Annotated in this window: 6 protein-coding genes; 4 read left to right on the forward strand and 2 right to left on the reverse strand. The window is 38.6% G+C overall.

Features of this window, described 5'->3' with window-relative positions; all coding sequences use genetic code 11:
• Positions 1 to 46 precede the first annotated feature (46 nt).
• The 3 genes from H5087_RS03915 to H5087_RS03925 all read left to right on the forward strand — a co-directional run bounded on the left by H5087_RS03915 (position 47) and on the right by H5087_RS03925 (position 1,562).
• A complete protein-coding gene (locus H5087_RS03915; protein ID WP_182671230.1) occupies positions 47 to 535 on the forward strand; it encodes a chalcone isomerase family protein in 489 nt (162 codons plus the stop codon).
• 1 nt (position 536) lies between these two features.
• Positions 537 to 1,076 (forward strand): DUF3833 domain-containing protein, encoded by a 540-nt coding sequence (locus H5087_RS03920; RefSeq protein WP_182671231.1) that lies wholly within the window; start codon positions 537 to 539, stop codon positions 1,074 to 1,076.
• A 210-nt stretch (positions 1,077 to 1,286) separates the two neighbouring features.
• Positions 1,287 to 1,562, forward strand: a complete 276-nt coding sequence (locus H5087_RS03925) for an HU family DNA-binding protein (RefSeq protein WP_002962474.1) — start codon at positions 1,287 to 1,289, stop codon at positions 1,560 to 1,562.
• A gap of 92 nt (positions 1,563 to 1,654) precedes the next feature.
• Here H5087_RS03925 and ilvN read toward each other — a convergent pair whose 3' ends face one another.
• Together ilvN and H5087_RS03935 are read right to left on the reverse strand one after the other, a co-directional pair.
• Complete coding sequence (ilvN, locus tag H5087_RS03930) at positions 1,655 to 2,152, reverse strand: acetolactate synthase small subunit (protein ID WP_002960314.1); 498 nt, start codon at positions 2,150 to 2,152, stop codon at positions 1,655 to 1,657.
• A complete protein-coding gene (locus tag H5087_RS03935) occupies positions 2,152 to 3,876 on the reverse strand; it encodes an acetolactate synthase 3 large subunit (protein ID WP_182671232.1) in 1,725 nt (574 codons plus the stop codon). The genes ilvN and H5087_RS03935 overlap by 1 nt, the downstream gene beginning before the upstream one ends.
• A gap of 489 nt (positions 3,877 to 4,365) precedes the next feature.
• On the opposite strand from H5087_RS03935, the gene H5087_RS03940 reads away from it, so the two are divergent.
• On the forward strand, positions 4,366 to 7,374 hold the full coding sequence (locus H5087_RS03940) for an immune inhibitor A domain-containing protein (protein ID WP_182671233.1): 3,009 nt from the start codon (positions 4,366 to 4,368) through the stop codon (positions 7,372 to 7,374).
• Positions 7,375 to 7,507 lie beyond the last annotated feature (133 nt).

Raw genomic sequence — 7,507 nt, forward strand, 5'->3', positions numbered from 1 at the left:
CAATTCCCATTTCGTAATACTACCCATTGACCCGAGGGAGCTTATTTTGAAACCTATACTAAACGCAGTAGCTTTTTATTTGCTTACAACTTCAATTGTTTTAGCTGATACACAATTTAATAAAGTAGGCGAAGCACGAATGGAGTATTTATTTTGGGATGTATATGACGCGGTTTTATTTACCCCTTCAGGTAATTACAGCGCAGGATCGCATCCTATTAAATTTAAACTTACCTATTTACGTGACTTTGAAGCTAAAGAAATTGTAAAAGCAACAAATGAGCAGTGGGAGCATATTGGAAAAAAAGAGTTAGCAGATAAATACGACAGTAAATTATTGTCTATTTGGCCTGATATTAAACAAGGTGACTCGCTAACGTTAGTCACAAATGAGCAAGGTATGAGTACTTTTTATCATAATGATGAAAAAATTGGCGAAATAAATGAATCTCAATTTTCGGATGATTTTTTAGCCATTTGGCTGGATGAAAAAACCTCTGAGCCGAAACTACGAAAGCAACTATTAGGGAATTAATATGAATGTATTTAACGCGTTTAAAACAGCTCTTGTGTGCTTATCTGCTTTGTTGCTGATAAGCTGTTCGGCACCAAATGTAGAGCATTATAAAAATACATCGCCAAACTTTGACTTTAAAACATTTTTTAGTGGAAATTTGAAAGCCTACGGTGTCGTACAAGACTTTAAGGGTGAATTGACCCGAAAGCTTGTCGTAGATATGAATGCGACTTGGGACGGTAACCAGGGCGTTATTGAAGAAGACTTTGTTTATGACGATGGCGAAACTCAAAAGCGTATTTGGAAAATAACGTTAAATGAAGACAATAGTTTAACGGGGACGGCAGATGATGTTATAGGTACAGCAAAAGGTAAAAGTGATGGTAGCGTATTTCATTGGAATTACGATGTAGAGCTTCCATACGATGGCAGTACTTTAGAAGTGAATTTTGATGATTGGATGTACCTGGTTACACAATCGCGCTTGATAAACCGCACATCTATTGTTAAGTTTGGTGTCGAGGTCGGGGAAGTGACCTTAGTGATCGAAAAAATATAGCTTATTTACCCAGTTGCTTAACTTGCGCCAAAATTGTACTCAAATTAAGTCTTTGTTAACCCAACACGCTGTATTTTACAGAGAATTATTTAAATTTTACTCATTTTTTAAGAATTTAAGCAAAAAATGCAATTTGCTGTTGCTAACTCTTTAAAAATGCATAAAGATAGGTTTTGCGAAGGCAAAATAATAACGAATAGGAATCTAACAATGAATAAAGCTCAATTAGTTGAAAAAATTGCTACTGATGCAGAAATCTCTAAAGCCGCTGCTACTCGTGCTCTTGACGCGTTTACAGGTGCTGTAACTTCTTCTTTAAAAGAAGGTGATTCAGTAGCATTAGTTGGTTTTGGTACTTTCTCAGTAAAAGAACGTGCAGCTCGCACTGGCCGTAACCCACAAACGGGTGCTGAGATCCAAATCGCAGCGGCAACTATCCCAAGCTTTAAAGCAGGTAAAGGTCTTAAAGACCAAGTAAACCCTTAATAGGTTTAACGAATTAAATTAAAAAAAGAGCTATTTAGCTCTTTTTTTTTATGCTGATTAAAGGCACCAATCGATGCCTTTTTTTTATAAGTTTACGCTTTTAAGGCTTTATCGCCTCGACCAATGCCAACAGCGCCAGAACGTACAACTTCAATAATATCGGTTTCATGACGAAGAGTGTCTAAAAACGATTCTATTTTGTCTGTACTACTCACTAGTTGTAGGCTATAGCTTTGTCGGCCCATATCTAAAATAGCACCTTGGAACACATCAACTACTCGCGTAACCGCTGCACGAGTCGTCTCGTCTTGAGCAAATACCTTAACAAGCAATAACTCACGTTCAATGTGACTCATTTCTGTTAAATCGATAATTTTAAGCACGTCGACTAATTTGTTAACCTGCTTTGTAATTTGCTCTACAACTCTGTCATCACCCATAGTGGTAATGGTAATACGCGACAATGATTGATCGTCAGTTGTGCCAACAGTTAGGCTGTCGATGTTATATGCACGTTGTGAAAAAAGCCCAACAATACGTGATAGGGCACCTGGTTCGTTTTCCAGTAGAATAGATAAAATACGACGCATTATGCTTTTACTCCTTTACGTAACCACATCTCATCAATGCCGCCTAACTTAATTTGCATTGGGTATACATGTTCTTTTTCATCAACGTTTATATCTAAAAAGACTAATCGGTCGTTAATTGACAATGCTTTATCGATAGCAGGTTGTAACTCATCGAGTGTGTTTACTTGTATGCCTACATGCCCGTAGCTTTCAACTAACTTAACAAAATCAGGCAGTGAATCCATGTAAGATGATGAATGACGCCCACCGTAAACCATGTCTTGCCATTGGCGTACCATACCTAAAGAGCGGTTATTAAGTGATACAACTTTTACCGCTAGGTTGTACTGTAAACAGGTAGATAGTTCTTGAATATTCATTTGAATAGAGCCATCACCCGTAATACACACAGACTCTTTCTCAGGAAAGGCTAGCTTTACGCCCATTGCTGCAGGTAAGCCAAAGCCCATAGTGCCTAGGCCGCCTGAGTTTATCCATTGACGAGGGTGCTTAAATGGATAATATTGCGCTGCAAACATTTGGTGCTGACCAACGTCTGAGCTTACATAAGCATCGCCATTAGTGGCTTTATACACCGCTTCAATTACAGCTTGTGGCTTAATTTTGTCGCCATCAGTGTTGTAGCTTAAGCACTTTTGTTCGCGCCAGCTGATAATTTGTCGCCACCAATCTTCTTGCGCGCTGCGATCTATTTTAATTGGGCTTTTATCAATACCCGCTTGTAGTTGTTCAAGTACGGTTGCTAAACAGCCTACAACTGGTATGTGTGCTTTAATTGTTTTAGAAATTGAAGTTGGGTCAACATCAACATGAACAATTGTGGCATTAGGGCAAAACTTTTGAACATTATTAGTTACCCTGTCATCAAATCGGGCACCAAGCGCTAAAATCACATCGGCGTTAGCCATTGCTTTGTTTGCCTCAAGCGTACCGTGCATGCCTAACATACCTACAAAGTTTGGATGCACACCTGAAATACCACCCAATCCCATTAGTGTATTTGTAATGGGGGCATTTAATGATTCAACTAAATGCGTTAATTGCTCTGATGTATTTGAAATAACAATACCACCACCAGAGTAGATAACCAGTTTTTTGGCCTCTAAAATCGCTGTTACGGCTTTGCGAATTTGTTTTGAGTGCCCTTTAGTATTAGGGCTGTACGTTCTCAGCTCGGTGGTTTTAGGAAATTCGTATTCAAACTTAATAGCAGGGTTAAGCATATCTTTTGGAAGCTCAACAACGACAGGACCTGGGCGACCAGTGCTAGCAATATAAAAAGCTTTAGCTAAGATTGTAGGGATGTCTTTAGCACTTCTACAGTTAAAACTGTGTTTAACTACAGGGCGAGAACAACCAACAATATCGGTTTCTTGGAATGCGTCGTCGCCAATCAAATTTGTAGGCACTTGGCCTGATAACACAACCATAGGAATTGAATCCATGTAGGCCGTTGCAATACCTGTAATGCAGTTTGTAGCGCCAGGGCCTGAGGTTGCAAGTACAACACCAACGTCTCCAGTAGCTCGTGCATAGCCGTCAGCCATATGTGTTGCAGCTTGTTCGTGACGTACTAATATATGTTCAATGTCATCTTGCTGAAAAAGTGCATCATATAAGTCTAAAACCGAACCACCGGGATAGCCAAATATGTATTTTACCTTTAACTCTTTTAATGCCTGAACTACTAGTTCAGAACCATTATATTCTTGTTTGCTCATCCTCATTCCTCTGTGCGCTTTTTTATGCATAAAAAAACCCCCGCGTAGTGCGAGGGTTTTTAAAAAGCAGTATCACCTTTTAATACATCCCCGCTGGGCTTATAACTAAGACCAGTACGAGTACGACTAAAAGATTAATGTGTGTGTTCATAGTTTTTACTCTACTTAGCAAAACACTGCTTTTAAATTAAAGATTTTGTATAGGTTTATTTTTAAGGGTTTTAAGCCTTCATGTCAACCTTGAAAGCTGTTTTTTGCATTTTAAATTCGTTTTGTGGCTTTTTTTAATTTAAAGCTGCAGGAAACCTGTGTTTAATTGAGTTTACTGGCAGAAATTATGCATTTTAGGTTGTAAGTTCGATTTTAGATATAAAAGAGTGTGAGAGACCATTAGCTTTAATTGCATATGTTAACTATATGTTTTTATCGCATGTTTAAATTTCTATTATTAGGTATGATTGCTACATAATTATGTTTGAGGAAAACACAGTGAAAAAAGTGACGTTAATTGCGCTTTTAACTACGCTATTAAGCCCTATGGTGGCGGCTAATAACTTAAGTCCGCATGATGTTGGTATAACTAACGAAGAGCGTATTTTATATTGGCTTAAAAAAAGAGACCAAATATCTTCAAGTGAGTTAGATAGTTCATTTAAGTCATATATGAGTAACAAAGACGTTGCCAATCACTCAATTAAAAATGGCTTTAGGCAATTAAAATCCTCCTCTGACGTTTTTTCAAACACAAATAAACAACAGGTCGCTTTTTCAACGTCGCTAGTGCCAGATCAAAGCGTTAATGATGTGAAAGTGTTAGCTATTTTAATTGATTTTCCTGATCTTAAACATGACGACAATCAACTTGTAGAGCAAGACACAGATATGTTTTACGCTGATTATTCAACTGAGCACTATCAGCAAATGCTTTTTAATACTCAAGGTTATACAGGCCCTGATGGACAAAGCTTAAAAACGGCTGCTGATTATTATAAAGCGGCTTCGGGAAACAGCTTAAACTTTAGCGGGCAAGTATATGGCTGGGTAACCGCTAATAGCAATGCAAAAATATATGGTGAGCGCCAAGGCAGTACACGGGATATAAATGCGCCCGCTTTAATTAAAGAGGCTGTGGAGAAAGCAGTTGCAAAGTTTAATATTAATTTAGCGGATTATGACTTAACTGATTTAGATGATATTGATGGCGACGGTATCCTTAATGAACCTAATGGCATTATTGACCATGTAATGGTATTTCATTCAAGTATTGGCGAAGAAGCGGGTGGCGGTTACCTAAGCACCGATGCTATTTGGTCGCACCGCTACTATGTATTTGATGAAAATAGCGGGCCAAGCGAGATTGCAGGCAGCAACATTAAGCTCTTTGGTTATACCATTAACCCTATTGATGCCGGGATTGGTGTGGTTGTGCATGAATTTGGGCATGATTTAGGATTATTAGATGAATACGACTTACAATCTAACACGGTAGGTGAGCCTGTCGCGTCTTGGTCAGTTATGTCGACAGGAAGTTGGGCTGGTTCGCCAAGAGGCTCAGAGCCAGTTATGTTTAGCCCTTATGCGCTTGAATATTTACAAAAGCGGTACCAGGGTAACTGGGTTAACCAGCTTACGCTTGATATGGATGAGATAGAGGCTAACTCACAGCAAACATTAATTAATACTGCGAGTACTTCACAACAGCAAAATCAAATAAAAATATCACTACCACCAAGGCTCGAAAAATTTAGGGCTCCAGTTGAAGGTGATTTTCAATACTATTCAAATACGGGCGACAATATTAGCAACAGCTTAGCTAATACAATAGCGCTACCAAACACAACTGAGACACTTACTTTAAGCTTTATTGCTTATTACAGTATTGAGCGCGATTACGATTTAGTTCAAGTAAAAGTAGATGGCGAGCCAATCGCGAGTAATTATACGCAAGCGCTTAATCCATACTACGGTGATATTGGTCCGTATATCTCAGGTGATTCATTTCTTAATAGTGATGCTAAGCAACCTAACGGCTATTTGACCCATAAGTTTGATTTATCAGCTTATGCTGGGCAAACAATTGATTTAAAAATTGAATACATAACAGATGCGAACACACATTATTATGGTTTTGTTGTTGATGATATGCGCATTGAGCAAAGTGATACTTTAATTTGGCAAAATAATGCACAAGATCAAGTTAACACTGTGTTTAATGGCTTTGAAAAAGTTGGTAGTTACACATATGCATCGCCATCACATTACTATTTACAACTGCGTTCATACACAGGCGTTGACAGTAGTTTGCAAGCAGAGCAGTACTCACCGGGGTTATTATTGTGGTACAGCAATGAATCTCAAGCAGATAATAATACTACCGAGCATCCAGGCAGTGGTTTTGCATTAGTGGTAGATGCCGATCAGCGATCAATAAATAAAGGTAGTACGCAAACTCCGGCAGCTTCAGCAATTCAAATACGTGATGCTGCTTTTAGCCTATATCAACAAAGAGCAGGGTTAGGTGATGATGATTTATCAGCTATCACCGGGTTTACTGATAAAACCGATTATAGCTTTGCAGCGCAAAAACCATCGGGTGTTGTGCTTCCACAGGTTGGTTTTGGGTTTAGTATTATAAGCCAGTCAACAGACAGTGAAGATATAGAAGTAGAGCTTACTTACGATGTTACTAAGGGAGTTAATTTTACTAAAAACGATTTAACCGTTAATTTTAGTGTAGAAGGTTTTGCACTTACTCCAGCGGACAAATTTACGTGGAGTTTTGACGACGGGAGCTCCAGCACAGAGTTAACGCCTACTCATGAATACCAAGACTATGGCACTTATAACGTTGAGTTTATGGCAGATAATGGCACTTCACAGCAAGTAGCTGTAGCACAAGTTACATTAGTTGAACCATTAACTGTAAGTGAAATTGAATATGAAATAAACCAAGGAACTTTAACAGCTGAGGTATCGCTTACAGGTGGAGTTGCACCGTATACTTATAATTGGCAGCTAGGAGATGGAAGTACTTTAGCGACTCAATCACTTACGTATAATTATTTGTACTCTGGTGATTACCAAGTAACGCTTACAGTGACAGATGACGACGGCACTGAACAATCAAAAGCGATTGATGTAACTGCTAATGTTCCGCTTAGCATAAACGCTAACGCTACAGTTAGTGATTTAAGCGCACAATTTAATGTCCAAGTAACCGGCGGCTTTGATAGTTATACTTATAGTTGGGATTTTGGTGATGGCAGTGCGTTATCAAATTTACAAAACCCAAGGCATACTTATCAAACTGATGGGACATACAACGTAACGCTGAATGTTACTGATACTCAAACCAATGATACTTTTACTCAAGAGTTATCTGCTACTGTACAAAAACAGCAAAGTAGTTCAGGTTCAAGTGGCGGATCACTGGCGGGTTTATTAGGATTACTACTGTTAAGTTTATTTAGGTTTAATACTAATACCAATCCGCAATAATACTTAACCATTTTGCGGGGCTAAACGTGTCGCTACCTGTGTTAAAAAATTCTCATTTACGACTGCATGGATGCAGAAGGTAGAGCAATGCAGGAGCAATTGCCGAGAACAACTAAATAGCGAATTTTTTGCC

It is taken from the genome of Pseudoalteromonas sp. SR43-7 (assembly GCF_014163785.1).
GTDB classification, from domain to species: Bacteria; Pseudomonadota; Gammaproteobacteria; order Enterobacterales; family Alteromonadaceae; genus Pseudoalteromonas; species Pseudoalteromonas distincta.